The 25,751-nt window shown below is 68.6% G+C and carries 24 protein-coding genes; 13 read left to right on the top strand and 11 right to left on the bottom strand.

Annotation, left to right across the window (positions count from 1 at the left end):
- Nucleotides 1-5: 5 nt before the first annotated feature.
- The 5 genes from FPZ61_RS08885 (at nucleotide 6) to ccsB (ending at nucleotide 3,825) form a co-directional block, all read left to right on the top strand.
- Nucleotides 6-383, top strand: a complete 378-nt coding sequence (locus FPZ61_RS08885) for a DUF309 domain-containing protein (RefSeq protein WP_221629895.1) — start codon at nucleotides 6-8, stop codon at nucleotides 381-383.
- Nucleotides 384-391: 8 nt separating this feature from the next.
- Nucleotides 392-928: an LPS-assembly protein LptD gene (locus FPZ61_RS08880; RefSeq protein WP_185466192.1), complete on the top strand. Its 537-nt coding sequence runs from the start codon at nucleotides 392-394 to the stop codon at nucleotides 926-928.
- A complete protein-coding gene (gene lptB, locus FPZ61_RS08875; protein WP_185466190.1) occupies nucleotides 925-1,653 on the top strand; it encodes an LPS export ABC transporter ATP-binding protein in 729 nt (242 codons plus the stop codon). Before FPZ61_RS08880 ends, lptB begins: the two co-directional genes overlap by 4 nt.
- Nucleotides 1,654-1,736: 83 nt before the next feature.
- Nucleotides 1,737-2,855 carry an LptF/LptG family permease gene (locus FPZ61_RS08870; protein WP_185466302.1) on the top strand — a complete coding sequence of 373 codons (1,119 nt, stop codon included), beginning with the start codon at nucleotides 1,737-1,739 and terminating at the stop codon, nucleotides 2,853-2,855.
- A gap of 55 nt (nucleotides 2,856-2,910) precedes the next feature.
- Entirely contained in the window at nucleotides 2,911-3,825 is a 915-nt protein-coding gene (gene ccsB, locus FPZ61_RS08865; RefSeq protein WP_185466188.1) for a c-type cytochrome biogenesis protein CcsB, read from the top strand.
- Nucleotides 3,826-3,916: 91 nt separating this feature from the next.
- Here the strand turns inward: ccsB and rpe are convergent, their stop codons facing one another.
- Nucleotides 3,917-4,600: a ribulose-phosphate 3-epimerase gene (gene rpe, locus FPZ61_RS08860; RefSeq protein ID WP_185466186.1), complete on the bottom strand. Its 684-nt coding sequence runs from the start codon at nucleotides 4,598-4,600 to the stop codon at nucleotides 3,917-3,919.
- 165 nt (nucleotides 4,601-4,765) lie between these two features.
- On the opposite strand from rpe, the gene glpX reads away from it, so the two are divergent.
- The 7 genes from glpX to FPZ61_RS08825 all read left to right on the top strand — a co-directional run bounded on the left by glpX (nucleotide 4,766) and on the right by FPZ61_RS08825 (nucleotide 11,711).
- Nucleotides 4,766-5,770, top strand: coding sequence for a class II fructose-bisphosphatase (gene glpX, locus FPZ61_RS08855; RefSeq protein WP_185466184.1), 1,005 nt, complete (start codon nucleotides 4,766-4,768; stop codon nucleotides 5,768-5,770).
- A gap of 10 nt (nucleotides 5,771-5,780) precedes the next feature.
- Nucleotides 5,781-7,091 (top strand): glutamyl-tRNA reductase, encoded by a 1,311-nt coding sequence (locus FPZ61_RS08850; RefSeq protein ID WP_185466183.1) that lies wholly within the window; start codon nucleotides 5,781-5,783, stop codon nucleotides 7,089-7,091.
- A gap of 121 nt (nucleotides 7,092-7,212) precedes the next feature.
- Complete coding sequence (locus tag FPZ61_RS08845; protein WP_185466181.1) at nucleotides 7,213-8,508, top strand: glucose-1-phosphate adenylyltransferase; 1,296 nt, start codon at nucleotides 7,213-7,215, stop codon at nucleotides 8,506-8,508.
- An 87-nt stretch (nucleotides 8,509-8,595) separates the two neighbouring features.
- The gene (gndA, locus tag FPZ61_RS08840; protein WP_185466179.1) at nucleotides 8,596-10,011 is read left to right on the top strand and encodes an NADP-dependent phosphogluconate dehydrogenase; all 1,416 of its coding nucleotides are present in this window, start codon (nucleotides 8,596-8,598) and stop codon (nucleotides 10,009-10,011) included.
- Nucleotides 10,011-10,742, top strand: coding sequence for a 6-phosphogluconolactonase (gene pgl, locus FPZ61_RS08835; RefSeq protein WP_185466177.1), 732 nt, complete (start codon nucleotides 10,011-10,013; stop codon nucleotides 10,740-10,742). Before gndA ends, pgl begins: the two co-directional genes overlap by 1 nt.
- Before the next feature lie 14 nt (nucleotides 10,743-10,756).
- Entirely contained in the window at nucleotides 10,757-11,311 is a 555-nt protein-coding gene (locus tag FPZ61_RS08830; protein ID WP_185466175.1) for a CIA30 family protein, read from the top strand.
- 1 nt (nucleotide 11,312) lies between these two features.
- Nucleotides 11,313-11,711, top strand: coding sequence for a hypothetical protein (locus tag FPZ61_RS08825; RefSeq protein WP_185466173.1), 399 nt, complete (start codon nucleotides 11,313-11,315; stop codon nucleotides 11,709-11,711).
- Here the strand turns inward: FPZ61_RS08825 and ilvD are convergent.
- Genes ilvD through FPZ61_RS08785 form a run of 8 tightly spaced genes read right to left on the bottom strand, consistent with a single transcriptional unit; the run spans nucleotide 11,695 to nucleotide 19,515 of the window.
- On the bottom strand, nucleotides 11,695-13,365 hold the full coding sequence (ilvD, locus tag FPZ61_RS08820) for a dihydroxy-acid dehydratase (RefSeq protein ID WP_185466171.1): 1,671 nt from the start codon (nucleotides 13,363-13,365) through the stop codon (nucleotides 11,695-11,697). The two genes, FPZ61_RS08825 and ilvD, sit on opposite strands and share 17 nt — an antisense overlap.
- A gap of 50 nt (nucleotides 13,366-13,415) precedes the next feature.
- Nucleotides 13,416-13,709 (bottom strand): hypothetical protein, encoded by a 294-nt coding sequence (locus tag FPZ61_RS08815; RefSeq protein ID WP_185466168.1) that lies wholly within the window; start codon nucleotides 13,707-13,709, stop codon nucleotides 13,416-13,418.
- Nucleotides 13,710-13,745: 36 nt separating this feature from the next.
- Nucleotides 13,746-15,248 carry a GMC oxidoreductase gene (locus tag FPZ61_RS08810; protein ID WP_185466166.1) on the bottom strand — a complete coding sequence of 501 codons (1,503 nt, stop codon included), beginning with the start codon at nucleotides 15,246-15,248 and terminating at the stop codon, nucleotides 13,746-13,748.
- Nucleotides 15,245-15,844: a heme-copper oxidase subunit III gene (locus FPZ61_RS08805; protein ID WP_185466164.1), complete on the bottom strand. Its 600-nt coding sequence runs from the start codon at nucleotides 15,842-15,844 to the stop codon at nucleotides 15,245-15,247. The genes FPZ61_RS08810 and FPZ61_RS08805 overlap by 4 nt, the downstream gene beginning before the upstream one ends.
- 3 nt (nucleotides 15,845-15,847) lie before the next feature.
- Complete coding sequence (locus FPZ61_RS08800) at nucleotides 15,848-17,539, bottom strand: cbb3-type cytochrome c oxidase subunit I (RefSeq protein ID WP_185466162.1); 1,692 nt, start codon at nucleotides 17,537-17,539, stop codon at nucleotides 15,848-15,850.
- Nucleotides 17,540-17,543: 4 nt separating this feature from the next.
- Nucleotides 17,544-18,446, bottom strand: coding sequence for a cytochrome c oxidase subunit II (locus tag FPZ61_RS08795; protein WP_185466160.1), 903 nt, complete (start codon nucleotides 18,444-18,446; stop codon nucleotides 17,544-17,546).
- On the bottom strand, nucleotides 18,443-19,018 hold the full coding sequence (locus tag FPZ61_RS08790; RefSeq protein WP_185466158.1) for a DUF2231 domain-containing protein: 576 nt from the start codon (nucleotides 19,016-19,018) through the stop codon (nucleotides 18,443-18,445). The genes FPZ61_RS08795 and FPZ61_RS08790 overlap by 4 nt, the downstream gene beginning before the upstream one ends.
- Nucleotides 19,018-19,515 (bottom strand): DUF2231 domain-containing protein, encoded by a 498-nt coding sequence (locus FPZ61_RS08785; protein ID WP_185466156.1) that lies wholly within the window; start codon nucleotides 19,513-19,515, stop codon nucleotides 19,018-19,020. The genes FPZ61_RS08790 and FPZ61_RS08785 overlap by 1 nt, the downstream gene beginning before the upstream one ends.
- A 142-nt stretch (nucleotides 19,516-19,657) precedes the next feature.
- Here FPZ61_RS08785 and FPZ61_RS08780 point away from each other — a divergent pair, with 142 nt between their 5' ends.
- The gene (locus FPZ61_RS08780) at nucleotides 19,658-20,176 is read left to right on the top strand and encodes an HdeD family acid-resistance protein (protein WP_185466154.1); all 519 of its coding nucleotides are present in this window, start codon (nucleotides 19,658-19,660) and stop codon (nucleotides 20,174-20,176) included.
- Nucleotides 20,177-20,236: 60 nt separating this feature from the next.
- On the opposite strand, the gene ggt is transcribed toward FPZ61_RS08780, so the two are convergent.
- Both ggt and FPZ61_RS08770 read right to left on the bottom strand, forming a co-directional pair.
- The gene (gene ggt, locus FPZ61_RS08775) at nucleotides 20,237-22,012 is read right to left on the bottom strand and encodes a gamma-glutamyltransferase (RefSeq protein WP_185466152.1); all 1,776 of its coding nucleotides are present in this window, start codon (nucleotides 22,010-22,012) and stop codon (nucleotides 20,237-20,239) included.
- Complete coding sequence (locus FPZ61_RS08770) at nucleotides 21,999-25,742, bottom strand: hydantoinase B/oxoprolinase family protein (protein ID WP_185474804.1); 3,744 nt, start codon at nucleotides 25,740-25,742, stop codon at nucleotides 21,999-22,001. Before FPZ61_RS08770 ends, ggt begins: the two co-directional genes overlap by 14 nt.
- Between the last annotated feature and the right edge of the window lie 9 nt (nucleotides 25,743-25,751).

Genomic DNA, 25,751 nt, shown 5'->3' with positions numbered 1-25,751 from the left:
ACGAGCTGCTCGACGCCGACCCCCGCTTCCAGCGGGCCGTCGACCTCTTCAATGCCGGGGAGTGGTATTCCTGCCACGACAGCTTCGAGGAGCTCTGGCATGAAACCCAGGGGCCCGATCGGCCCGTTCTCCAGGGTCTGCTGCAGATCGCCGTGGCCCATCTCCACCTGGAGCGCGGCAACCAGCGCGGCGCCACGGTGCTGCTGGGTGAAGGACTGGGCAGGCTGGCCCGCAGCGGTCCTGAGGCGCTCGGCCTCGACCTCGACCACCTGCGCCAGGCCAGCGTGGCGCGACTCGCGTGTCTTCAGGCCGGAGACGATCCAGCCGCCCTGCCCCTGCCCAGCCTGCGGCGCTGGCCCGTAGATTGCCCTGTCAGTTTGTGAGTGTGCGGATGGGGTGCCCCAGGTTTGCGGCCCTTCGCCCATCCCCCCCTCAGGCCCTGGCAGCCGTGCTGCTGATGCTGGGATCGGTGGGGCCCGCCTGCGCCAGGCCGATCCAGCCCGGGGAGCAGGTCGGCCCCGCCCCCCAGTCGGGGACGGCCGAGGTCACCGCCGAGACCGCCCCGGCGCCGACCGGCCAGGTCACGATCGAATCCGACCGCCAGCAGGCGGACAACGTCACCGGCATCATCACGGCCAGCGGCAACGTCAGGATCGTCTATCCCGATCGAAGGGTGGTGGCCACCTCCCGCCAGGCCCAGTACTTCACCCGTGAGGGGATGATCATCCTCAGCGGCGATGTGGACGTGATCCAGGACGACGGCAACACCCTTCAGGCCGACCGGGTCACCTACCTGGTGGATCGGGAGCGGGCCCTCGCCCAGCCCCTGGAAGGCCAGCAGGTGTTCAGCACCCTCCTGATCCAGACCACCCCCCAGATCCAGCCAGCCGGCGTGCCCCTGCAGACCCCCAGCCAGCCGTTTCGATGAGCCTCTCCCTGGAGAGCGTGGCCCTGAGCCTGGGCGGCCGTCCCCTGGTGAAGGAGGTGAGCCTGGAGCTCGAGCCTGGAGAAGTCGTGGGCCTGCTCGGCCCCAACGGTGCCGGCAAGACCACCACCTTCAATCTGGTGACGGGTCTGCTCAGGCCCGACAGGGGTCAGGTGCTGCTGGATGGGCGCCGGGTCGAAGGTCTGCCGATGCCCAAACGGGCACGGCTCGGCATCGGCTACCTGCCCCAGGAAGCCAGTGTGTTCAGGCAGCTCACCACCCGCGAGAACCTGCAGGTGGCCCTGCAGCAGAGCGGGACACCGCTGCGGGTGCGGCGCCAGAGGCTGGAGCAACTGATCGAGGAATTCCACCTGAGCAAGTTCCAGCACCGCCGCGGCTACCAACTTTCGGGCGGAGAGCGTCGTCGCTGCGAGGTGGCCAGGGCGTTGGCGGTGGGCCATGAGGGACCGCGCTATCTCCTGCTGGATGAACCCTTCGCGGGCGTCGATCCCCTGGCGGTGGCCGACCTTCAGGCTCTGATCGGCACCCTGCGCCAGCGGGGCATGGGGCTGCTGATCACCGACCACAACGTGCGCGAAACCCTGGCGATCACCGATCGGGCCTACATCCTCACCGAGGGCAGCATTCTCGCGTCGGGCCCCTCTTCCGAGGTGGCCAGCGACTCCCTGGTCCGACGTCACTACCTGGGGGAGGGATTTCAGCTGTGAGCGTGTTGACGAACCACCCAGCCAATCCAAGGGTCAAGCGCCTGCTGCGGCCCCTCACGCTCTCCTGGCAGCGCCTGCCGCTGATGGATCGCTGGCTCACCAACGAGCTGCTGGGGCCCCTGTTGTTCGGCATCGCAGCCTTCACCGCGGTGTCGCTTTCGGTGGGTGTGGTCTTCGAGCTGGTGCGGCGGGTGGCCGAATCGGGCCTGCCGATGCTGACCGCCCTGCAGGTGCTCGGTCTGAGGATGCCCGGCTTCCTGGTGCTCTCGTTCCCCATGGCCACCCTGATGGCCACCCTGCTGGCCTACAGCACCCTCTCGAGCAACAGCGAACTGATCGCCCTGCGCAGCGTGGGGGTGAGCACCTGGCGGATGGTGCTGCCGGCCCTGATCGTGGCGGTGCTGATGAGCCTGCTCACCTTCGTGTTCAACGACCTGATCGTTCCCAGCGCCAACCTGGAGGCCACCAACACCCTCAACCAGGCCCTGGGCAAGGCGATCGCAGCGGAGAAGGGCAGCAACATCATCTATTCCCGCTTCAGCCGACGACCCAGCGACCGCGATGACACCGGCAGCGAGCGCTATCTCTCCCAGCTGTTCTATTCCCGTCAGTTCAGGGATGGAGAGATGAAGGATGTGACGGTGCTGGATTTCAGCCGTGCCAGCGGCACCCAGATCCTCAAGGCCAGACAGGGGACGTGGAACGATTCAGCGGGGATGTGGGAATTCCGCGATGGTCAGATCGTTTTGGTGGGTGAGAACGAGACCACCACCTCGGCCAAGTTTGATCGTTATCTCTACCCGCTTGACCAGGGTCCTCTCAAGCTGGCGGCCCTGCCCAAGGATGCGGCCAGCATGTCGGTCTCCCAGGCCCTGCGGGCTGAGGTGCTGTTGCGGGAGGCCGGTGATCAGAAGGAAGCCCGGCGCCTGCGGGTGCGGATCCAGGAGAAATTCGCCTTCCCGGCCATCTGCCTGGTCTTCGGCCTGATCGGCAGCAGCCTCGGGGTCAGACCCAATGCCCGCACCAGCCGCAGCCAGGGTTTCGGCATCAGCGTTCTGCTGATCTTCTCCTATTACCTGATGTCCTTCATCTTCAGCTCCCTGGGGGTCAAGGGCACCCTCGCCCCTGTGCTGGCGGCCTGGTCGCCCGTGCTGATCGGCCTGGCCCTGGGCCTGGTGCTGTTACGTCAGGCCAGCCGCTGAGCCGGGCCTGCAGGCAGACTGGTCCACTGATTCGCCCCGCCCCGAGCGAGCTTCTGTGAACGATCCGGTTCTCTCCCTGGGCCTGCTGGCCTTCGCGCTCCTGCTGGTGGCCCTGCCCCTGGCCTTCTGGAGCCTCAGCGGCGGGCGCTCCAACAGTCTCGTCCGTCTGATGGTGGCGGCCGCCAACCTGAGTCTCACGGCCCAGCTCACCCTGCGCTGGTGGGAGTCGGGCCATTTCCCGATCAGCAACCTCTACGAATCCCTCTGCTTCCTGGCCTGGGCCTGCACCCTCACCCAGCTGCTGGTGGAGCGCTCCTGGCCCAGTCCGCTGGTGCCCGCGGCGGCCACACCCATGGGCCTGGGCTGCCTGGCCTTCGCCAGTTTCGCGCTGCCGGATCGCCTGCAGGAGGCCTCACCACTGGTGCCTGCCCTGCGCTCCAGCTGGCTGGTGATGCACGTGAGCGTGATCATGGTGAGCTATGCCGCCCTGCTCGTGGGTTCACTGCTCTCGGTGGCGGTGCTGTTCACCGATCGCGGCCAGGACCTGCAACTGCGCAGCAGCTCGATCGGCAGCGGCGGCTATCGCCAGGCCAAGCTGGCCGGGGCCGGGGATGCCGGAAACCTGCAGCTGAGCAGTGTGTCGATCGGGGTGAGCGAGCAGCTCGACAGCCTCAGCTACCGCACGATCTCCGTGGGGTTCCTGCTGCTCTCGGTGGGCCTGGTGAGCGGGGCCGTCTGGGCGAATGAAGCCTGGGGCAGCTGGTGGAGCTGGGATCCCAAGGAAACCTGGGCGTTGATCTGCTGGCTGGTCTACGCCGCCTACCTGCACAGCCGTCTGAGCCGGGGCTGGCAGGGACGACGGCCCGCCCTGGTGGCGGTGGCCGGCCTGCTGGTGATTGTCGTCTGCTACATCGGCGTGAACCTGCTGGGCATCGGTCTGCACAGCTACGGCTGGTTCCTGGGGGCGTGAGGCCTGAACCCAGCGACAGAACGGGAACCGCGGCCGACACCCGGTTCCCGTTGACGGCGGCTGCAGTTCAGCCGCTGAGCCGTTCAGCCGTTCAGACGAGCACCGCCTCGGGACGGCGACTGTGGCGGATGCCCTCGATCGCGGCCCGGTAGTCGGGAGCGTTGAACACGGCTGAACCGGCCACGATGGCGTTGGCCCCGGCTTCCACCACCTGCCAGGTGTTGTTGGCCTTGAGGCCCCCATCCACTTCGATCCAGGGGTCGAGTCCGCGCTCGTCGCACATGCGGCGCAGGCGGCGGACCTTCTCCACGGCCGAGGGGATGAAGCTCTGCCCCCCGAAGCCGGGGTTGACGCTCATGATCAGGACCAGATCGCAGAGCTCGAGGCAGTACTCCAGGGTTTCCAGGGGAGTGCCGGGATTGAGCACAGCACCGGCCTTCTTGCCCAGGTCCTTGATCTGCCCCAGGTTGCGGTGCAGGTGCGGGCAGGCTTCCACCTGCACGTAGATGTGATCGGCACCGGCCTTGGCGAAGTCACCCACATAACGCTCGGGCTCCACGATCATCAGGTGGACATCGAGGGGCTTGCGGGTGACGGGACGCAGGGCCTCGACGATCAGAGGACCGATCGTGATGTTGGGGACGAAACGGCCGTCCATGACGTCGACATGGATCCAGTCGGCTCCTGCCTCGTCGACGGCTCTCACCTCGTCACCGAGGCGGGCGAAATCTGCGGAAAGGATCGACGGGGCGATCACCAGAGGCTTCGTGCTCATGGTTGGGGCCACCGGGGCAAAGGAGCCGGTTGATTGTAGGAAGTGGCGGTGGGGGGGCTCACGTGGCGCTGATACAGTGACGCCCGCTTCGTGTCGGAAAGACCTTGCCGCAGCTGGTCTGCCTGTCTTTTCGCTGACGCCTTCTCTCCCCCCTGCCGGACCGTCGTGGATCGCACCCTCATTCAGGAACTGCTCGAAGTCGTCGAGCAGGCCGCCATCGCCTCCGCCCATCTCACCGGGCTCGGCAAAAAAGATGAGGCCGACGCCGCCGCCGTCGAAGCGATGCGCACCCGGATGGGATCCATCGCCATGCAGGGCCGGATCGTGATCGGCGAAGGCGAGCGCGATGAGGCCCCGATGCTCTACATCGGCGAGGAAGTGGGCAGCGGCACCGGCCCCGGCGTTGATTTCGCCGTCGATCCCTGCGAGGGCACCAACCTCTGCGCCAACGCCCAGGATGGATCGATGGCCGTGCTGGCCGCCTCCGACCGCGGTGGCCTGTTCAACGCCCCCGACTTCTACATGAAGAAGCTGGCCGCACCTCCGGCCGCCAAGGGCAAGGTGGACATCCGCAAGAGTGCCACCGAGAACATCGCCATCCTGAGCGAGTGCCTGGGCATGCCCGCCAGCGATCTGGTGATCGTGGTGATGGACCGCGCCCGCCACAAGGACCTGATCGCCGAGATCCGCGCCACCGGCGCCCGGGTGAAGCCGATCAGCGACGGTGACGTGCAGGCCGCGATCGCCTGCGGCTTCGCCGGCACCGGCACCCATGCCCTGATGGGCATCGGCGCCGCCCCCGAGGGCGTGATCTCGGCAGCGGCACTGCGCTGCCTCGGGGCCCATTTCCAGGGTCAGCTGGTGTACGACCCGGCCATCGCCCAGACCAGCGAGTGGGCCGACTACACCAAGGAGGGCAACATCGAGCGCCTCAACTCGATGGGCATCACCGACATCGACAAGGTCTACGAGGCCGAAGAGCTGGCCTCCGGTGAGAATGTGGTTTTCGCCGGCAGCGGCATCACGCCCGGTCTGCTGTTCAAGGGGGTGGTCTTCGAGCGCGACTGCACCCGCACCAGCAGCCTGATCATCAGCTCCCTCGATTCCTCGGCGCGCTTCACCGATACGGTGCACATCAAGCCCGGCGCCCAGAGCGTCGCCCTGCGCTGAGTCCCTCCCCATGCACATCGCCGTCGTCGGCCTCAGCCATCGCACGGCTCCGGTCGAGATCCGGGAGCGACTGAGCATCCCCGAGCAGACGATGGAGGAATCACTCCAGAACCTGCGCGGGGACGCCCAGGTGCTCGAGGCGTCGATCCTCAGCACCTGCAACCGGCTCGAGATCTACACCCTGCTGCGCAGCCCGGAGCAGGGAATCCATGCGGTGGGCTCGTTCCTGAGCCAGCACTCCGGCCTGGCCTTCGGAGATCTCACCCCCCACCTGTTCACCTTCCACCACGAGGAGGCGGTGGCGCACCTGCTGCGGGTGGCCGCCGGCCTCGACAGCCTGGTGCTGGGCGAGGGCCAGATCCTCTCCCAGGTGAAGAAGATGGTGCGGCTGGGCCAGGAACACGGCTCGATCGGACCGATCCTCAACCGCCTGCTCAACCAGGCGGTGAGCACGGGCAAACGGGTGCGCAGCGAGACCAACCTGGGCACCGGGGCGGTCTCGATCAGCTCGGCCGCCGTGGAGCTGGCCCAGCTCAAGGTGGGCCAGGCCAGGGGCCTCGACGAGCTGGTCCCCCTGGATCAGGAGCAGGTGGCCGTGGTGGGAGCCGGTCGGATGGCTCGGCTGCTGCTGCAGCACCTGCAGGCCAAGGGCTGCCGTGGCCTGGTGCTGCTCAACCGAACAACCGAACGCGCCGAGGCCCTGGCGGCTGATTTTCCTGATTTTCCCGTCCAGTGCCGCCCCCTGAGCGACCTGGATCACTGCCTGAGCACCTGCTCGCTGGTGTTCACCAGCACCGGCGCCGAGGAACCGATCATCGCGGCCGAGCGGCTCAAAGGCCTGAACCGTCGTTCCTCACTGATGCTCATCGACATCGGTGTGCCGCGCAACATCAGCGCCGACGTGGACCAGCTGAGCGGCGTCGACGCCTTCGACGTCGACGATCTTCAGGAGGTGGTGACCCGCAACCAGGAGGCCCGCCGGGAGATCGCCGCCGAAGCCGAAGGGCTGCTGCAGGAGGAGGCCCGCCAGTTTCTGGAATGGTGGGACGGCCTGGAGGCGGTGCCCACCCTCAACCGCCTGCGTCAGCAGCTCGAGCAGATCCGCGAGCAGGAGCTGCAGAAAGCGCTCAGCCGCATGGGTCCCGACCTTTCGGTGCGGGAGCGCAAGGTGGTGGAAGCCCTCAGCAAGGGCATCATCAACAAGATCCTGCACAGCCCGGTCACCAATCTTCGGGCACCCCAGCCGCGTCAGCAGCGCCATCAGGCCATGCAGGCGCTGCACCAGCTGTTTGCCCTCGATGGAGCGAGCGAGGAGTCCTGATGTCACCGGGGCTACAGCGGCTTGCCACGTTTTTGTTCTCTGCCGCTCCAGGCGAGGTTCTGGAGGCACCCGATCCGGTACGGTGCTCGCACGCTGATGGCAGCAGTTTCGGAGGGAATGGATGAAGCGGGTTCTGGCGATCATTCTCGGCGGTGGCGCCGGTACCAGGCTCTATCCCCTCACGAAGATGCGGGCCAAGCCCGCTGTACCGCTCGCCGGTAAATATCGCCTGATTGATATCCCCGTCAGCAACTGCATCAACTCGGGGATCAACAAGATCTACGTGCTCACGCAGTTCAACAGCGCGTCGCTGAACCGCCACCTCACCCAGAGTTACAACCTTTCGGCCGGCTTCGGGCAGGGCTTCGTGGAAGTGCTGGCTGCCCAGCAGACCCCCGACAGCCCCAGCTGGTTCGAAGGCACTGCCGATGCCGTGCGCAAGTACCAGTGGCTGTTCCAGGAATGGGATGTGGATCAATATCTGATCCTCTCCGGTGATCAGCTCTACCGGATGGATTACAGCCGTTTCGTGGATCACCACATCCAGACCGGCGCTGACCTCACGGTGGGAGCCCTGCCGGTGGACGCGCAGCAGGCCGAAGCCTTCGGACTGATGCGCACTGACCTCGACGGACGCATCCGGGAGTTCTCGGAAAAACCCAAGGGCGCCGCGCTTGAGGCCATGAAGGTGGACACGGCCCGCCTGGGACTGGCGGAAGCCGAGGCGGCCCGGCGGCCTTATCTGGCCTCGATGGGGATCTACGTCTTCAGCCGCGACACCCTGTTCGATCTGCTGGCGCAGAACCCCGGCTCGACCGATTTCGGCAAGGAGATCATCCCCACGGCGCTCGGGCGGGGTGACAACCTGCGGGCCTACCTGTTTGACGACTACTGGGAGGACATCGGCACGATCGGGGCCTTCTACGAGGCCAACCTGGCCCTCACCGACCAACCCCGGCCGGCCTTTTCCTTCTACGACGAACAGTTCCCGATCTACACCCGGCCCCGCTACCTACCCCCCAGCAAGCTTCTGGATGCGCAGGTCACCCAATCGATCGTCGGAGAGGGCTCCCTGTTGCAGGAGTGCAGCATTCACCACTGCGTGCTCGGCGTGCGCTCGCGCATCGAAGGGGAAGTGGTGCTGCAGGACACCCTCGTGATGGGGGCCGACTTCTTCGAGTCCGCCGAGGAGCGGGCGGTGCTGCGCGAACGGGGCGGCATTCCCGTTGGCGTGGGCCGGGGCACCACCGTGCGCCGGGCGATCCTCGACAAGAACGTGCGCATCGGGCGCAACGTCACGATCGTGAACAAGGAACGGATCGAGGAGGCCGACCGGCCGGAACTGGGCTTCTACATCCGCAACGGCATCGTGGTGGTGGAGAAGAACGCCACCATTGCCGACGGCACCGTGATCTGAGCGCTTGCTGACACAGGGCCTGGCCCGGCGGCGTTCCGGCAGGCTCGCGGCCACACTGAGGCCGCACGGCCTGCACGCCAAACCCTCATGAGCAAAGCGCACTTCGGCCTGATCGGCCTCGGAGTGATGGGCGAGAACCTGGTCCTCAACGCCGAACGCAACGGCTACTCCAGCGTCGTCTACAACCGCACCTACGCCAAGACCGAAGACTTTCTGAACGGCCGCGCCGCCGGGCTGAACATCATCGGTGCCCACACGCTCGAGGAGTTCGTCGGGGCCCTGGAACGCCCCCGCCGGATCCTGATGATGATCAAGGCGGGCGCTCCGATCGACGCCATGATCGCCTCGATCTCCCCCCTGCTGGAAGACGGCGATCTGCTGATCGATGGCGGGAACTCCCTTTACACCGACACCGAGCGGCGGGTGAAGGAGCTGGAAAGCCAGAGCTTCGGCTACATCGGCATGGGGGTCTCCGGCGGTGCCAAGGGGGCCCTGGAGGGGCCGAGCATGATGCCCGGTGGCACCAAGGCCGCCTACGACGCCATCGAGGGGCTGGTGCGCAAGATGGCCGCCCAGGTGGACGACGGCCCCTGCGTCACCTACATCGGCCCCGGCGGTGCCGGCCATTTCGTCAAGACGGTCCACAACGGCATCGAGTACGGGATCGAGCAGATCCTTGTGGAGGCCTACGACCTGATGAAGCGCTCGGCCGGCATGGATGGCCTGGCCATGGCCCAGGTGTTCGACGGCTGGAACCAGCTGGAGGAGCTCTCCTCCTACCTGGTGGAGATCACCGAGGTGTGTCTGCGCACCCGCGATCCTGAGGATGGCGGCGACCTGGTGGAGAAGATCCTCGATGTGGCCGGACAGAAGGGAACCGGCCTCTGGACCGTGGTCAGCGCCCTGGAGATGGGGGTGCCGGTGCCCACGATCTATGCGGCACTCAATGGCCGGGTGATGAGCTCCCTGCACGGCGAGCGCCAGGCGGCGGAAGGCATCATTCCCGGCCCCGAGGCGGTGGCGGTGGACCTGGGCGATCCCGGCGAGGGGATGCCCGCCCTGCGCGATGCCATCACCCTGGCCTGCGTCGCCAGCTACGCCCAGGGCATGGCCCTGATGGTGGAAGCCTCCTCCCTGCACGACTACAACCTCAACCTCTCCGCCATCGCCCAGATCTGGAAGGGGGGCTGCATCATTCGCGCCAAGCTGCTGCAGCGCATCCAGAACGCCTACGACGCCAACCCGGGCCTGCCCAACCTGATGGTGGACCCCTGGTTCGCCGAGCAGGTGAACGCCCGGTTGCCCGGCCTGCGCCAGGTGGTGGCCGGTGCGGCCCTGGCCGGCATTCCCGTGCCCTGCCTGAGCAGCACCCTCGACTACATCGACAGCTACCGCACGGCGCGGCTGCCCCAGAACCTGCTCCAGGCCATGCGCGATTGCTTCGGCGCCCACACCTACCAACGGGTGGACCGTGAGGGCAGCTTCCACACCGAGTGGCTGTGATGCGCAGCCAGCCCCCGGCCAGCTACCGGATCGAAGTGGCCGCCGACGGTGAGGAGCTGGCCCGGCGCACCGCCGAGACCATCGCCGCCTGCATCGATCTGGCCCTGGCCCAGAGGGATCGGGCCCAGATCGCCCTGGCCGGTGGCGGCACCCCGGCGGCGGCCTACCGCCTGCTGGGCCGGGAGCGGCTGCCCTGGCCACGGGTGGATGTGCTGCTGGGCGATGAGCGCTGGGTGGCGGCCGACGACCCCTCCAGCAATGCCCTGATGCTGCACCAGAGCCTGCTGGCGGAGGCCCCGGGCTCGGAGGCCTGTTTCCGGCCGGTGCCCACCGAGCTGGAGAGCCCGGAGGCCAGCGCCGAGGCCTACGCCGCCTTGGTGGCCAGGATCTGCCCGGGCGATCCCCCGATCCTCGATCTGGTGTTGCTGGGGCTGGGGGAAGACGGCCACACGGCCTCCCTGTTTCCCGGCACCCCGGCCACCAGGGTGGTCGATCGGGAGGCCACGGTCAGCGAAGGCAAGGGGCTGCCCAGGGTCACCCTCACCGCTCCGGTGCTGAGCGCCGCGCGCCAGGTGCTGTTTCTGGTGAGCGGCGCTGGCAAGCAGGAGGCCCTGCGGCGCCTGCTCGATCCCGATGAATCCCCCGAGCGCACGCCGGCACGGCTGGTGAGCCCCCGCCAGCCGGTGCTGATCCTCGCCGATGCCGCCGCTGCGGCAGGCTTGGAGGAGTGATCGAGCTGGCCCTGATGGTGGCACCCCTGCTGGTGGTGAGCGGTGATGGCTTCAGCGGCTGGCTGGCCCTGAACGACACGATCATGGGGGGCCGCAGCAGCGGCGTCTGCCGCAGCGGACCATCGGGGCTGGTGCTGGAGGCGGAGGTGATCGAAGCCGGGGGCGGCTTCGTGAGCTGCCGCTCCCCGCTGTTCTCACCGCCCCTGGATCTGAGTGCCTACCGGGCGCTCCAGCTCGACCTGCGCGGCGACGGGCGGCGCTACAAGCTGGCGGTGGCCTGCGCCGATGGGGTGGCCGGCCTCACCGAACTGATTCCGGGGGGGCTGCGCTGGGTGAGCGAATTCGCCACCAGTTCCGAGGGCCTGACCACGGTGGAGATCCCCTTCGAGCAACTCAAGGCCTCGGTGCGGGCCCAGCCGATGACCCTGCCCCTGCTGCGCTTCGATCCCTCCCGGATCACGCGGCTGCAGATCCTGCACTCGAAATTCGGCGACGATGGCCGCCCCAATCCCGGCTTCCGCGCCGGTGCCCTGCGCCTGGGCGTGGAGGCGATCCGGGCCGTTCCCTGAGATGAGCGAGCTGCTGAGGCGGGTGGCCGCTGCCGCCGACCTCTGCCTGAAACCCCACCGGCATGCGGCGGTGCTCCGCTCAGGTTCAACTGATCTGATCTCCCCGGGAGCGGAGGCCGGCGAGGCCGGTGAGGAGTGCACCCTGCGGCTGCTCTGCCGCCGGGCCGATGGCGAGCGAACAGAGCTCAACGACATCGAGCTGGAGATCTACCGCAGTGGAGGGGATCTGCACCTGATGCTGAGCTGGCCCGAGCAAACGGATCAGCCCATGCTCTGGCAGGGCCACCACCCGGTCTGGATGGACGGCGACAGTGGCCAGCGCTGCGAGCGACCGGCCGACGGTGCAGGGCTGGAGGCCCTGGCCCGGCGGCTGCGGGCCCTGCTCAGCCCTGATCGGTGACCGCCCCCAGGCTGCTGCTGCTCACCAGGCGGGCGTACTTGCCGAGCACCCCCGTGCGGTAGCGGGGTTCCGGTGCCACCCAGGCCGCGCGGCGGCGCGCGAGCTCGGCTGGCTCCACATTCAGCTGGATCAGCAGCTGGTGGGCATCGACGGTGATGCTGTCGCCTTCCCGCACCAGGGCGATGGTGCCGCCCACGGCGGCCTCAGGCGCCACATGGCCCACCACCAGGCCGTAGGAGCCACCGCTGAAACGACCGTCGGTGATCAGGGCCACCGATTCCCCAAGCCCCTGGCCCACGATCGCGGCCGTGGGGGAGAGCATCTCGCGCATGCCGGGCCCACCCACCGGGCCCTCGTAGCGGACCACCACCACATCACCGGCATGGACCCCGCCGGAGAGGATCGCCTCAAGGGCGCTTTCCTCGCTCTCGAACACCCGGGCCGGGCCGGTGATCACCGGGGTCTTGACGCCGCTGATCTTGGCGACGGCCCCTTCTTCGGCCAGGTTGCCCTTGAGAATCGCCAGGTGCCCCTTGGCATAGAGGGGATTGGAGAGGGGCCGGATCACCTCCTGATCGGCGGGGGGCTCGCTGGGCACCTCCGCCAGCACCTCCTTGATGGTGAGGCCTTCGATGGTGCGGCAATCGCCGTGCAGCAGGCCGGCATCCAGCAGCAGCTTCATCACCTGGGGGATGCCACCGGCCCGGTGCAGATCCACCGTCACGAAGCGGCCGCTGGGCTTGAGATCGCAGATCACCGGCACCCGCTGACGGATGGTTTCGAAATCATCGATCGTGAGGGGAACTTCGGCGGTGCGGGCGATCGCCAGCAGGTGCAGCACCGAGTTGGTGGAGCCTCCCACCGCCATGATCACGCTGATGGCGTTCTCGATCGCCTCGCGGGTGATCAGATCACGGGGGCGGATGTTCGCTTCGATGGCCCGCACCAGCACCTCCGCAGAGCGGGCAGCGCTCTCGGCCTTCTCCGGGTCCTCGGCCGCCATGGTGGAGCTGCCTGGCAGGCTCAGGCCCATCGCTTCGAACGCCGAACTCATCGTGTTGGCGGTGAACATGCCACCGCAGCTGCCGGCGCCGGGGCAGGCGTTCTTCTCGATCGCCAGCAGCTCCTCCTCGTCGATGCGCCCACCCGAGAACTGGCCCACCGCCTCGAAGGCACTCACCACGGTGAGGTCGCAGGGGCCGAGCCGGCCGGGTTTGATCGTGCCGCCGTAGACGAAGATCGCCGGAATGTTCATGCGCGCCATGGCGAGCATGGCGCCAGGCATGTTCTTGTCGCAGCCGCCTATGGCCAGCAGGCCATCCATGCTCTGGGCGTTGCAGGCGGTCTCGATCGAATCGGCGATCACCTCCCGCGACACCAGGGAATACTTCATCCCCTCGGTGCCCATCGAGATACCGTCGCTGACGGTGATCGTGCCGAACATCTGGGGCATGGCCCCCGCCAGGCGGGCGGCCTCCTCGGCGCAGCGGGCCAGATCGTTCAGACCGATGTTGCAGGGCGTGATCGTGCTGTAGCCGTTGGCGATGCCGATGATCGGCTTGCTGAAATCACCGTCGCCGAAGCCGACGGCCCGCAACATGGCCCGGTTGGGAGAACGCTGAACGCCTGCGGTGATGGCGGCGGAACGGAGCATGATCCCTGCAGTGGCAGCGCAAGCAACCTACCGAGGCGTGCCCCGCCCGCTCAGGCTTCGGGGGTGAGGGTCTCCAGCTGACGGCGAACATCTTCGATCGCCCGGTTCAGCTCGTTCACCTTGTGTTGCAGCTCCCGCTCCAGCAGGGGCCGGCGCTCGCTGTCGTCACCCTCGCGGGACCCCCCCTGCAAGCGCGAGAGGGTGAGGGTGCGCCGCTGACGCAGGGCCAGGCGGCGGTGTTCGGCCTGCGCCAGCAACCACCAGGCCAGGCCCGCCGCGCCGATCACCGCCCCGGCGATGGCACTGGCGAGGATGGGGCTGCCAGCGGATCCGCGTTGGGCCATGGGTGTTCGATCCTCCAAACCCCGGATGGGGGCAGCCTAGAGCCGCTCCGCCACCCGCAGGGCGTTGGCGATCACGGTGAGACCGGGCGACACCATCGGGCAGCTGGGGAAGACGCTGGCATCGGCGATGGTCAGGTTGGCCAGGCCGTGGACGCGGCCGTCACGGTCGACCACCGAGGTGGCCGGATCGTCGCCCATGCGGCAGGTGCCGCAGGCGTGGCCGATCACGGCCAGGGGAGCCTCGCCGCGGGGATAGAAGGGGGCCGGGCGCACCTGGGGGGTGAGCGGATCGGCATCCACCACCCTGAGCATGGAGAGCCAGCGGTACACGAGCCGGTCGTGGGCCTCGAGGTTGTTGGCCAGGTACTGGATGCTCAGCCTCTGCCCACGAAGCTCGATGCGGTTCTCGGGATCGGGCAGCACCGGGCTCATCGCCCACCAGCAGATCGAGCGCACCGCCAGCTGCTCCAGGGCCGCGTTGGGCAGCAGCCGGGTGACCAGCGACAGCACGGGCGGCGACTCGGCGAACTGGGCGTCCTGCAGCACCCCGCCACCGGTTTCGATGTGGCCGAGGGGAAAGCTGACGTTCTGATCCCCCCAGGCGTAGTCGTTGACGCCGAGGCTGCGGGGGAAGCGGCCGCTGTGGGGCTCGCGGGCCAGCTGCAGGATCGCCGTGAGCTGGGGCTTCATCAGGTGGCGGCCCACCTGATCTGAACCGTTGGCCAGGCCATCGGGATGGAGCGCGCTGCGGGAACGCAGCAGCAGCGCCGGAGTGTTCACCGCTCCGGCGGCCAGCACCACCTGATCGCCGTGGAACATCCAGCACTGGCCGTCGATCTCGGCTTCCACCCCCTTGACCTCGCGGCCGCTGGGATCGACGTGCAGCTGGGTGACCCGGGCATTGCCGATCAGCCGGGTTCCGGAGTGGGTCAGGGCCGGCTGCACCCCGAACAGCTCGGCGTCGCCGCTGGGATCCTCTGGGGCCTCGGACCAGCTCAGGGGCAGGTCGTAGGGGTGGCAGCCCTGGCGCAGCAGCCCCTGGCGCAGGGGCTCGAAGAGCGGATCGAGCGGCAGGGGGGCATGGGGATAGGCGCCGCTGCGGGGGGGCTCCTGGGGGTCGAGGCCGGCACGGCCATGGACCCGGTAGAGCCCTTCGGCCCGCTCGTACCAGGGGGCGAGCTCGTCGTAGCTGAGGGGCCAGGCGGGAGCCACCCCCTCCTGCAGCGGCAGACCCTCGAACTCCCGGGGCCACATGCGCTCCAGCACCCCGCCCCAGATCTTGGTGTTGCCGCCCAGGGCATAGATGGTCTGGGGAGCAAAGGGATCGCCGTCGGGGCCGAACCAGGCCTCACTGGGGTGATAGCGGTCCTTGCGGAACAGATCCACGCTGGCCACGTTCTGATCGGCCAGATCCATCGCCCCGCCGCGCTCCAGCAGCAGCACCGAGCGGCCCCTGGCCGCGAGGGCCCCGGCCAGGGTGCCACCGGCGGCGCCTGAGCCGATCACGATCACATCGTGGTGCCGGTCGTCGACGATCATGACCAGGCGTAGAGCAGAAGAAAGAGCAGCACCCAGATCACATCCACGAAATGCCAGAACAGGGAGGTGGCGATCACCCCCTGCTCACCGGCGGCGTAGTTGGCGGGGCGGAAGGAGCGCTGGAGCATCAGGGCCATCAGCAGGATCCCGCTGAGCACATGCAGGCCGTGGAAGCCGGTGAGCAGGTAGAAGCAACCACCGAAACTGCCGCTGGTGATGCCGAAGCCCAGCGAGCGCCACTCGATCGCCTGGCCGTAGAGGAACACCGCCCCCATCGCCATGCTCAGCAGCCAGAAGGCGCGGAATCCCCAGAGCTTGCCCCTGGAGAGGCAGCGCTCCGCCAGAGCCACGGTGCCGCTGCTGGAGACCAGCACCACCGTGTAGAGCAGGGGCGTGCGCCACTCCAACCCCTCCACTCCCGGCGGCAGCCACTGCAGGGCCGAGAGCTTCAGCACGGCATAGCCACTGAAGAAGGCCAGGAAGATGACGCTCTCGGAGCAGAGAAAGATGATGAAGCCGGTGAGGCTGTGGTTGGCATGGGCCGCCCCATGCCCCTGGGGGGCGGCGGCGGCATCGTGAGAGGTGCTGATGGTCATCGCTCAGGCCTGCTGGAGGGCACGTTCGATCTCGGCCTGGTGCTCCACCAGCGGCCGGCCGGTGCCGTAGCCGTAGGGGCCGCTGATCACGGTGGGCACATGCTCCTCGAAGTTCTCCGCCGGCGGCGGTGAGGGCAGCAGCCACTCCAGACCGATGGCATTCCAGGGGTTGGCCGGCGCCTTGGCGCCCCGCACCCAGGAGCTCACCAGGTTGAGCAGGAAGGGAATGATTGACACCCCGAGCAGGAAGGCACCGAGGCTGGCGATCACGTTCCAGAAGGCGAATTCGGGGTCGTAGGAGGAAACGCGGCGCGGCATGCCCATCAGGCCGAGCGGATGCATCGGGAAGAAGTTGAGGTTGGTACCGATGAAGGTGAGCAGGAAGTGGAGCTTGCCCAGGCCCTCGTAATACATGTGGCCGGTGAACTTCGGAAACCAGTGGTAGATCGCCGCATAGACGCCCATGGTGGCGGCGCCATAGATCACATAATGGAAATGACCCACCACGAAATAGGTGTTGTTGACGTGAATGTCCACCGGTACGGTGGCCAGCATGATGCCGGTCACCCCGGCGAACACGAAGTTGAACAGCCCTCCGAGGGCGAACAGCATCGCCGTGTTCAACCGCAACTTGCCGCCCCAGAGGGTGGCCAGCCAGGCGAACACCTTGATGCCGGTGGGCACCGCGATCAGCATGGTGGTGACCATGAAGGCATCGCGCATCCACTGGGGCACGCCGCTCGGGAACATGTGGTGCACCCAGACGATCAGGCTGAGCCCCACGATCACCAGGGAGGCCCCGGCCACGAAGGGATAGCCGAACAGGGGCTTGCGGGCATAGACCGGAAACAGCTCGGAGAACACCCCGAACACCGGCAGGATGATCACATACACGGCCGGGTGGGAATAGAACCAGAAGAAGTGCTGATAGAGCACCGGATCACCGCCCCCTTCCGGCCGGTAGAAGGAGGTGCCCACCACCAGATCGAACAGCAGCATCACCGCCCCACCCGTGAGCGCCGGCAGGCCGATCAATTGGATCGTCTGGGCCGAGAAGGCCGTCCAGCAGAAGATCGGCATCCGGCTGAGGGTCATGCCCGGGGCCCGCATGCGCAGAATTGTGGTCACGAAGTTGACGGCCCCCATGATCGAGGAGATGCCGGAGAGGGCCACCGCCAGGATCCAGAGAGCTTCGCCGTTGATCAGATGGCCGAGGGGGTTCTGCAGGCTCACCGGCGGGTACGACCACCAGCCGGAGGAGGCCGGCCCTCCAGGCACCAGAAAGCTGGCCATCAGAATCACCCCGAACACCGGCACCAGCCAGAAGGCGGCGGCATTGAGCTTGGGGAAAGCCATGTCGGGGGCGCCGATCATGCAGGGGATCAGCAGGTTGTTGAGCCCGTTGAGCACCGGAAAGATGAACAGGAACAACATGATCGTCCCGTGCATCGTGTAGAGGCCGTTGTACACGGTGCGATCAACCAGATCCGCCGCCGGTGTGATCAGCTCTCCGCGCATGATCATGGCCAGCAGGCCGCCCACCAGCAGAAAGAAGAGAGCGGTGGCGATGTACTGGATGCCGATCACCTTGGCATCGGTGTTGAAGGTGAAGAAGCGCTTCCAGTTGTCCGGAGCACCGGGCACCGGATGGGGGGCCCTGAGGATGCGCGCATCAACGCCGGCGGAGGAGGTCATGGGATCAGCCGTCGTGGGGAAGGGTGTTGGAGCCGGGCACATTGACCAGCGGTGGTGGGGCCGGCTGGATGGTGGCGTAGCCGCTGGGGCGTTCGCCACTGCGCTGCTGGGCGAATTCGCGGGCGGCGTCGCTCAGACCGGGCTGGAGCGGCAGGCGAGCCGCGCGGCTCAGCCAGCTCTGGTAGGCCTCTTCGCTCTCCACCACCACATCGGCCTGGTTGGCCGCGAACCAGGTGCCGCTGTACTCGGAGTCGCGCAGGCGGTAGCGCCCCGCCCGGGTGGGGGTGATGAACAGGGTGATCGAGCGGCCGGGGATCACCTGCTGCTTGAGCCGGAAGGCCGGCACGTAGAAGCCATGGATCACGTCGTCGCTCTCCAGCTGCAGGCCGAGGCGCCGGTCGAGGGGAAGGTGCAGCTCAGTGGAGGACACCCCCGCCACCGGATAGCGGAACTCCCACGACCACTGGCGGGCGATCACCTGCACCTCGCCGCCTCCCAGCGCCGGGCCATGGGCATGGTCCATGGGGCCGATCAGACCGATCTGGCGGTTGACCTGGATGGTGTAGGCGGCGATCGCCATCACCAGCACCAGGGGAATCACGGTCCAGGTGATCTCGAGGGTGGTGTTGCCTTCGATCGGCTCCGCATCGCTGATGTCGTACTTCTCGGCCCGGTTGAACAGCACCACCCAGACCATCACCGAGACCACACCCACGAACACGAAGGTGGCGACGGCGGTCTCGAAGCCGAAGAGGCCATCCACCAGTGGGGCCGCCGAGGAAGCCGACACCGGCAACCAGCGGGGCACCTGAGCCCCCATCCAGACACTGAGCAGGGTCAGGAGCACCAGCCAGAGGGCCAGGCCGATCAGCCGGGGCAGGGGAAAACGCCTGGGGGTGCTGGTCATGGCAGGGCCTCCCGCAGGCTGGCGCCGTCGGCCAGCAGCTGGCTGGCGGTGACATGCACCCCGAACTCCACCCCCAGCTGGGCGCCGAGGGTGCCGTGCCAGGCCATCAGAGCGAACACCAGCAGGCCCACCAGCAGGTAGCTCCACTGCACCTGGCGGCCCATCTCCCAGCGCCAGCGGAAGCGCTGGAAGCCGCGCCATAGGGTCATCAGCACGATGGCGAACAGCAGGGCCACGCCCACGGCCCCATGCCAGAGCATGGTGGCGGTGCTGCCCATGGCGAAGCTGCTGGTGACACCGGGCAACGGGTCAGCGAGCTGCATCTCCACAAAGCCGGCCGCCACGGTGAAGAAACTGATCAGGCAACAGGCCAGCAGGTTGTACCAACCCACATCGTGAAGGCCGGCGCGGGTGACGGGCAGGGCCAGGAAGCGGAACAGGCGCTTCTCGAAGGGAAAGAGGGCCCCGGCGATGTCGAAGGCGATCGCAATCACGAACAGGCCGATCGTGAGATGCACCAGGTTGGGGTGAATCGGCAGCCGGTAGGGCAGCCCATTGGCTCCGAGTTCCATCAGACCAGCCCCTGGCGCATGGCCTCCACCACCTTGACGGTGTGCAGGCCGTAGACCCAGATCAGCTGGTTGCCGAGGATGACCTGCACCACCACCAGCGCACTGAGCAGGCTGCCCGCCCCGAGGAAGGCCAGCGGCAACTGCCGGGGATCACGGCTGCGGATCACATAGCGCCAGGCGGTGAGCACCGAGAGCACCCCGGCCAGCACCCAGCCCAGGGTGCTGTGCAGGTTGAGGATCTCGCGGGAGGCGCCGTAGGGGTTGGCCAGACCGGCCTCCACCTGGCCGAAGATGATCGCGATGAAGATCGCGACGGTGGCGAAGAGCAGGTTCCAGAAGCTCACCTCGTAGAGCGACGGCTTGCCAGCCAGGCGGCCGATCAGATCGAAGACAAAGGCGATCAGGGCCATCGCGATCACGAAGTGCACCACGATCGGATGGATCGTGTCCATCCAGGGCAGGTTGCGATCGTTGAGAGGAGGAAGAAGCTCGAGCATGGACAGAGGCCCGGCCTGTCGGGTTGGCCACGGCTGGGTTCAGCTTGCGCCGCCGGGGCCGGCAGCCGCTGGCCTGGTCAGCGAATCAGGTTCTCTGTGATTTGGATCGGGTCCTTAACGTTGCCGAAGTCGAGACCCTGGCATGTCGATTCCCGCCTCCCGTCCCCTGCGCTGGCTGGCGGCAGGGCTGGTCCTGGCGGCGGCGATGCTGGCGCTGGCCCTGCCGTTCGTCTCGGCGACCCTGCTCACGATCGCGATCGGAGGGGTGGCCATCGCCAGCGGCCTCTCCCAGCTGATCAGGATCACAGGAGCGGCTGATCTGCGCAGCCAGATTTTCCGCGGCCTCAGTGGCCTGCTCTACGTGGCGGGTGGCCTCTGGATCCTGATCAATCCGGTGATCAGCGAAGTGAGCCTCACCCTGTTCGCCGGCCTGCTGCTGGTGATCGAGGGACTGATGGAGCTGGCCGCCGCCGCCGCCTCCGAGATCCCCGCCAGGGGTCTGGTGCTCGCCGATGGACTGGTGACCGCTGGCCTGGGCGTTCTGCTGATCGCCGAGTGGCCCAGCGACAGCGTCTGGGCCATCGGCACCCTGCTGGGCATCGCCCTGGTCTTCTCGGCCGTGAACCTGCTGGTGGCCCGGCCCAGCTCGTCACCAGGCTGATGCGGAGCAGGCTGACAGAGAGGCGGTGGGCACGGGCCGGGCTCCGGGAGTAGCCCGGTTTCACTCACCCGAGACGGCCGCTTCGGCTCGCCGGGGATCGACCGCCCCCAGGGTGCCGCCCCCGGGAAGGGCCTCGAGCGAGTGGGCCGCCCCCATGGCAGGCACCAGCCGCCAGCGGTGTCCCATCGCCTCCAGGATCCTGAGGGTGTCGGGGCTGAGGCCCTCCTCCACCGCCAGCTGATCGGGCCAGTGCTGGCTGTGGATCCGGCTGGCCGCCACGGCGGAAGCCAGGTTCAGGCCATGCTCGAGCCGGTTGAGCAGCACCTGCAGCACGGTGGTGATGATGCGGCTGCCACCAGGGCTGCCGGTGGCCAGCAACGGCAGCCCCTCGGGGCTGAGCACCAGGGTGGGCGCCATCGAGCTCAGCGGCTGCTTGCCGGGTGCGATGGCATTGGCTTTCCCCTGCACCAGGCCGAAGGCATTGGGCTCCCCCGGCAGGGCGGTGAAATCGTCCATCTCGTTGTTGAGCAGGAACCCGGCGCCGGGCACGCTCACGCCATTGCCGTAGGGGAAATTCAAGGTGGTGGTGGTGGCCACCATCGTGCCGTCGCGATCGATCACCGAGAGGTGGGTGGTGTCGGTGCTTTCAACGGTGCGGCCAGCGGGGGGTGGATCCAGCTCGCCGGCCGGGCGGTGGCCATCGGGTCGGATCGTGCGGCGCAGCTGATCGGCATAGCCCTGGCTCAGCAGGCGCTTCAGGGGCATCGCCACGAAGCGTGGATCCCCCAGCCAGCGGTTGCGGTCGCGGTAGGCCAGGTTCATCGCCTCCACCATCGGATGCAGGGTCGCGGCACTGTTCAGCCCCAGGGCCGCCAGGTCGAAGCCTTCGAGGATGTTGAGCAGCTGGATCAGGGTGACCCCGCCGGAGCTGGGCGGGGGCATGGCGATCACGGGATGGCCCCGCCAGTCGCCCAGCAGCGGAGCCTGGAGGCGGGCCCGGTAGAGGCGAAGGTCGTCGGCGCTGATCAGGCCTCCGCGGCGGCGCATCAACGCCACCAGCCGCTGGGCCACCGGCCCTGCATAGAACCCCTGCTCCCCCTCTGCCGCGATGCGGCGCAGGGTGCCGGCCAGCTCCGGCTGGCGCAGGCGATCACCGGGTCGGTAGGGCTTCCCCCCGGGGCGGAAGAACAACCGCGCCGATTCGGGATCGGCACGCAGCCGCGGTGCCGCGGCCTTAAGGGAATCCGCCAGGGACTTGCTCACCACCACGCCCTGATCGGCCAGGCGGATCGAGGGGGCGATCAGGCGAGCCAGGGGGAGCCGGCCGTAGTGGCGGTGGGCCAGCAGCAGGCCCGCCACCGTGCCGGGCACCCCGGTGCTGAGCAGGCTGCGGGTGGCCTTGCGGCGGTCCACCCTGCCACTGGCATCGAGCAGCAGATCGGGGCCGGCCGCCAGGGGGGCGCGCTCCCGGAAGTTGATCGTCACCGCCCGGCCCTGGCCCACCCGCAGCTCCCGGGGCGCCAGCGGCCGCCCGCGGCTGAGCCGCTCCGGCTGCCAGAGCACCAGGAACCCACCGCCGCCGAGGTTCCCCGCCTGGGGGTGGGTGACCGCCAAAGCAAAGGAAGCCGCCACCGCCGCATCCACGGCATTGCCCCCCGCCCGCAGCACATCGCGGCCGACCCGGGACGCCTCCGCCTCCTGACTGGCCACCATGCCCCCCGCCGACCAGAGCGGCTGGAACCGTTGGCCGGCCTCCTGGAGCACATTCGCCCCTGCCGCCAGCGGCAGCAGCACGACAGCGAGGCCCAGCAGGCGCCGACCTTCAGCCAGCGCCATAACCGCCCCCTCCTGGGGTTTCGATCACGAGGGCCTCACCGGCCTCCAGCTGAAGCTCAACGCCTCCCCCCAGCTCCAGTTCCGTGCCATTCGCGCGGATCAGGCGGTTCCGGCCAGGGAGACCGGGGCCGCCGCCCGCCAGTCCGAAGGGGGCAACCTGGCGGGAGCCGGAGAGGATCGCGGCGGTCATCGGCTCGAGGAAGCGGATCCGCCGCACCACCCCATCCCCGCCCCGCCAACGGCCGGAGCCACCGCTGCCGCGGCGCAGCGCGAAGGCCTCCAGCCGCACCGGAAAGCGCTCCTCGAGGATTTCAGGATCGGTGAGGCGGGAGTTGGTCATGTGGCTCTGCACCGCCGAGGCCCCTTCGAATTCCTGGCCGTCGAGCGAGCGACCGGCGCCGCAGCCGCCGCAGATCGTTTCGTAGTACTGGTAGCGCGCATTGCCGAAGCTGAGGTTGTTCATGGTGCCCTGGGCGGCGGCCAGCACCCCCAGGGCCGCGAACAGGGCATTGGCGATCGCCTGGGACGTTTCCACGTTGCCGGCCACCACCGCGGCCGAAGGGCTGGGACGGAGCAGGCAACCCGGCGGCACCACCAGCTCCAGGGGCCGGAAGCAGCCGGCGTTGAGCGGTACCGCCTCGCCCACCAGGCAGCGGAACACGTAGAGCACCACCGCCCGGGTGATCGCCAGGGGGGCATTGCGGTTGCCTGGGTCCTGGGGGGAGGTGCCCGTGAAATCGATCACAGCCCGGCGGGAGGCACGGTCGAGACGCACGGCCCCCTGAAGATGAAGGCCCCCATCGAGGGGGAGGCTGAAGCACCCGGGCTCGAGCCGATCGATCACCCGCCGCACCACCTCGGCTCCGTTGTCCTGCACATGGGCCATGTAGGCCGTCACCCGCGGGAGCCCCTCCCGCCCTGCCAGGTCCAGCAGCAACTGGGCACCGAGCTGGTTCGCCGCCACCTGGGCCTGCAGATCGGCCAGCAGCTGCTCGGGGTTGCGCACGGGATGGGGACCTGCCGCGAGCCGCTGCCGCCAGTCGGCGGCCAGCAGCTCGCCCTCGCGCAGCAGGGGGACGTTGTCGAGCAGCACCCCCTCCTCAGCGAGGCAGCGGCTGAAGGGGGGCATCGAGCCGGGGGTGATGCCGCCCACATCAGCGTGGTGCCCGCGGGAGGCCACGAAGAAATCCGGAGCTGCCTCACCGGCTGAGCCGCGGACCGGCCCTGAACCCCGCCGGGGCACGAACACCGGCGAGATCACCGTCAGATCGGGAAGATGGGTGCCGCCGTTGCAGGGGTCATTGGAGACGATCGCGTCGCCGGGCCGAAGGGGAGGGCGATCACCCCGGCGCACCGCCTCCAGCAGGCTCTCCACACTGGCCCCCATCGAACCGAGATGGACCGGGATGTGGGGCGCATTGGCCACCAGCCCGCCATCGGCATCGAACAGGGCACAGGAAAAATCGAGGCGCTCGCGGATGTTCACCGAGCGGGCGCTCTGCTGCAGGCGCACGCCCATCTGCTCGGCGATGGCGCTGAAGCGGTGATTGAACAACTCCAGGCTCACCGGATCCAGCGCAGCCGTGGCCGCCTGCGACGGTCCGGCCGCGGCTCCCGAAGGCCGGTGGCTGAGCAGGAGAGCGCCGTCGGGACGGCACTCGGCCCGCCAGCCTGGAGCCAGCCAGGTGGTGCCGGTGGCCTCCACCACCAGCGCCGGGCCCTCGAGCCGGGCACCGGCCGCCAGGCGATCGCGCTGCAGCAGCGGAACGGCCCGCCAGGCGCCGTCCCAGTAGAGCTGGATCGGCTGGTTCGGGGCGGCTGAAGCACAGCCCGCCCCCGGCTCGGGCCGCCATGGGGCCGGATCAGGGCCCGGGGCCACCACCTCCACCAGCAGCCACTCCAGCGTGAGGTCGGGGCTTTCAGGCCGATGACCGAAGCGGCGCTGATGGGCACGCTCGAACTCCCGCCGCAAGGCGCTGGCCTCCTGCAGAGGCAGGGGGAGCGTCACTTCGCTGGCCCGGAGCCGAACGCCGACACTCACCTCGGCCTGAACAGTGGTGTGAACAGCGGCGTGATCAGCAGCGCAGGCAGCACCCGCCGGCCCCATCAGGGCCTGCCGGCCCTGTTCGATCAGGCTGCTGGCCTGGCGGTGGAGCCGCTCCACCAGGGGTTGATCCAGGGGACATCGCACCACCTCCTCCAGCAGCAGGCGCTGATCGGCCAGGCCGATGCCGTAGGCCGAGAACACCCCGGCCAGGGGATGAAGCAGCACCCGGGTGATGCCCAGCCGCTCGGCCAGGCCGCAGGCGTGCTGGCCGCCCGCTCCGCCGAAGCAGACCAGGGTGGCGCCGCGGACGTCATGGCCCCGCTGAATCGAGATCCGCCGGATCGCCTCGGCCATGCGATCGATCGCGATTGCCAGGGCTCCTTCCGCCAGCTCCTCGGCTGTGGGGTGCCCGCCGCCGGCCATCGCCACCCGCTCGGCCAGCTCCTGAAAGCCCCGCCGCACCACCTGCGGATCGGGCCCCTGATCGGCGGCCGGCCCGAAGACCGCGGGGAAGGCCTGCGCCTGCAGCCGACCCAGCAGCAGGTTCGCGTCGGTGATCGTGAGCGGCCCGCCGCGCCGATAGCAGGCCGGCCCGGGATCGGCCCCGGCCGAGGCGGGGCCGACCTGCTGGCGCTGGCCATCGAAGTGCAGCGCCGACCCCCCGCCGGCGGCCACGGTGTGGATCGGCAACATCCCCGCCTGCAGGGTGAGGCCGGCAATCTCCGTTTCGTCCCGCCGATCCCAGCCCGGGCCGGGTCCGCCGGCCTGCACATGGAAGACATCGGTGGAGGTGCCCCCCATGTCGAACCCCACGATGGGAGTGCTCCCCCCCGCCAGCTTGACGGCGGCGACCATGCCACCGGCCGGACCGGAGAGGATCGTGTCCTTGGCCTTGAGCAGCTCGGGGGCCACCAGGCCGCCGCTCGACTGCATCCCCCGCAGACGGCAGTCGGGGCCCAGCTCCCGCCGCAACCGCTCGAGGTAATCGGCCAGGGCCGGCGCCACGGTGGCCTCCACCACGGCCGTCTGGGCGCGGGGCACGAGACGGGGACGCAACCCCACCTGATGGGAGAGCACCACGGGCTCAAAGCCGAAGGGCTGCAACCAGGTGCCCAGCCGGCGCTCATGGTGGGGGTGACGGGCGCCGTGGAGCAGCGCCACCGCGCAACTGCTGAAGCCCTCGGCGCGCGCCTCCAGCAGGGCCTTCTCCAGGGCGGCGTCAAGGCCCAGGGGCTGGAGTTCGCTGCCATCCGCCGCCAGGCGCCCCTTCACCTCCAGCACCCGCCCGTAGCGGGGAGCCGGGCGCTGGACATGGAGGGCGAACAGATCCGGCCGATGCTGGTCCCCGATCCAGGGGGCGTCGGCGAAACCGCTGCTGATCAGCAACAGGGTGGGAGCCCCCCGGTCTTCCAGCAGCGCATTGGTGGCCACGGTGGTTCCCAGCCGCACCTCGCTCACCGCCCCCGCCGGCAGCCGTTGGCCGGGGGCCACCCCCAGCAGTTCACGGATGGCGACCACCGCCGGCTCACCAGCCAGCGCAGGCTGCTGGGAGAGCACCTTGCGCACCACCAGCTCGCCGCTGGGTCCCCGGCCGACCAGATCGGTGAAGGTGCCGCCGCGGTCGATCCAGAAGCTCCAGCCCAGCTGGGTGCCCGGCTGCTGAGGGCTCTCAACTGCGCTCACCCAGGAGCC

The sequence above is a fragment of the Synechococcus sp. BSA11S genome, from assembly GCF_014224355.1.
GTDB lineage: Bacteria > Cyanobacteriota > Cyanobacteriia > PCC-6307 > Cyanobiaceae > Regnicoccus_A.
Note: the sequence above shows the minus strand (reverse complement) of the source record. Positions and strands in the feature narration are given on the sequence as shown.

Excerpts from the sequence above, each read along its gene's own strand:
- FPZ61_RS08880 (WP_185466192.1), top strand. The coding sequence starts at position 392 with ATGGGGTGCCCCAGGTTTGCGGCCCTTCGCCCATCCCCCCCTCAGGCC.
- FPZ61_RS08845 (WP_185466181.1), top strand. The coding sequence starts at position 7,213 with ATGAAGCGGGTTCTGGCGATCATTCTCGGCGGTGGCGCCGGTACCAGG.
- FPZ61_RS08830 (WP_185466175.1), top strand. The coding sequence starts at position 10,757 with ATGGTGGCACCCCTGCTGGTGGTGAGCGGTGATGGCTTCAGCGGCTGG.
- FPZ61_RS08870 (WP_185466302.1), top strand. The coding sequence starts at position 1,737 with ATGGATCGCTGGCTCACCAACGAGCTGCTGGGGCCCCTGTTGTTCGGC.
- FPZ61_RS08850 (WP_185466183.1), top strand. The coding sequence starts at position 5,781 with ATGCACATCGCCGTCGTCGGCCTCAGCCATCGCACGGCTCCGGTCGAG.
- ggt (WP_185466152.1), bottom strand. The coding sequence starts at position 22,012 with ATGGCGCTGGCTGAAGGTCGGCGCCTGCTGGGCCTCGCTGTCGTGCTG.
- FPZ61_RS08785 (WP_185466156.1), bottom strand. The coding sequence starts at position 19,515 with ATGCTCGAGCTTCTTCCTCCTCTCAACGATCGCAACCTGCCCTGGATG.
- rpe (WP_185466186.1), bottom strand. The coding sequence starts at position 4,600 with ATGAGCACGAAGCCTCTGGTGATCGCCCCGTCGATCCTTTCCGCAGAT.
- FPZ61_RS08815 (WP_185466168.1), bottom strand. The coding sequence starts at position 13,709 with ATGGCCCAACGCGGATCCGCTGGCAGCCCCATCCTCGCCAGTGCCATC.
- FPZ61_RS08780 (WP_185466154.1), top strand. The coding sequence starts at position 19,658 with ATGTCGATTCCCGCCTCCCGTCCCCTGCGCTGGCTGGCGGCAGGGCTG.
- FPZ61_RS08795 (WP_185466160.1), bottom strand. The coding sequence starts at position 18,446 with ATGACCAGCACCCCCAGGCGTTTTCCCCTGCCCCGGCTGATCGGCCTG.
- FPZ61_RS08790 (WP_185466158.1), bottom strand. The coding sequence starts at position 19,018 with ATGGAACTCGGAGCCAATGGGCTGCCCTACCGGCTGCCGATTCACCCC.
- FPZ61_RS08810 (WP_185466166.1), bottom strand. The coding sequence starts at position 15,248 with ATGATCGTCGACGACCGGCACCACGATGTGATCGTGATCGGCTCAGGC.
- FPZ61_RS08805 (WP_185466164.1), bottom strand. The coding sequence starts at position 15,844 with ATGACCATCAGCACCTCTCACGATGCCGCCGCCGCCCCCCAGGGGCAT.
- pgl (WP_185466177.1), top strand. The coding sequence starts at position 10,011 with ATGCGCAGCCAGCCCCCGGCCAGCTACCGGATCGAAGTGGCCGCCGAC.
- lptB (WP_185466190.1), top strand. The coding sequence starts at position 925 with ATGAGCCTCTCCCTGGAGAGCGTGGCCCTGAGCCTGGGCGGCCGTCCC.
- gndA (WP_185466179.1), top strand. The coding sequence starts at position 8,596 with ATGAGCAAAGCGCACTTCGGCCTGATCGGCCTCGGAGTGATGGGCGAG.
- FPZ61_RS08825 (WP_185466173.1), top strand. The coding sequence starts at position 11,313 with ATGAGCGAGCTGCTGAGGCGGGTGGCCGCTGCCGCCGACCTCTGCCTG.
- FPZ61_RS08800 (WP_185466162.1), bottom strand. The coding sequence starts at position 17,539 with ATGACCTCCTCCGCCGGCGTTGATGCGCGCATCCTCAGGGCCCCCCAT.
- ilvD (WP_185466171.1), bottom strand. The coding sequence starts at position 13,365 with ATGCTCCGTTCCGCCGCCATCACCGCAGGCGTTCAGCGTTCTCCCAAC.